The organism is Erwinia sp. GW821-FHT03D09 (assembly GCF_059420805.1).
On record NZ_JBWKUK010000026.1, the window covers coordinates 1 to 559 of the forward strand.

Annotated in this window: 2 tRNA genes and 3 other RNA genes; all 5 read left to right on the top strand. The window is 52.1% G+C overall.

The features are described from left to right. Positions 1 to 107: non-coding RNA, RtT sRNA (locus AC07U6_RS20625), on the top strand; the annotation flags it as partial. A gap of 14 nt (positions 108 to 121) precedes the next feature. Beyond that, positions 122 to 234: non-coding RNA, RtT sRNA (locus AC07U6_RS20630), on the top strand. A 49-nt stretch (positions 235 to 283) separates the two neighbouring features. Next, positions 284 to 359: transfer RNA gene (locus tag AC07U6_RS20635), tRNA-Val, on the top strand. A gap of 4 nt (positions 360 to 363) precedes the next feature. Continuing rightward, positions 364 to 439 (top strand) — tRNA-Lys (locus tag AC07U6_RS20640). Positions 440 to 453: 14 nt separating this feature from the next. Beyond that, positions 454 to 559: non-coding RNA, RtT sRNA (locus AC07U6_RS20645), on the top strand.

Sequence of the window (559 nt, forward strand, 5' to 3'; positions counted from 1 at the left end):
TATAAATCGTGAAGGATGAGAACCGAAAAGGTTCGAGTCGAGCGAAAGCGAGACAACGTTGCGATAGCAACGGCCCGGAGGGCGAAGTCATCCTGCACGACCCACCATCACTTAAGGTGATGCACGATATAAATCGTGAAGGATAAGAACCGAAAAGGTTCGAGTCGAGCGAAAGCGAGACAACGTTGCGATAGCAACGGCCCGCAGGGCGAAGTCATCCTGCACGACCCACCATCACTTAATGTGATGCGTAAAGCAAGAGAAGTAAAAGCAGTTCCGAAATGGGCGATTAGCTCAGTTGGTAGAGCATCTCCTTTACACGGAGGGGGTCGGCGGTTCGAGCCCGTCATCGCCCACCATTTCGGGTCGTTAGCTCAGTTGGTAGAGCAGTTGACTTTTAATCAATTGGTCGCAGGTTCGAATCCTGCACGACCCACCATCACTTAAGGTGATGCACGGTGTAAATCGTGAAGGATGAGAAGCGAAAAAGGTTCGAGTCGAGCGAAAGCGAGACAACGTTGCGATAGCAACGGCCCGTAGGGCGAAGTCATCCTGCACG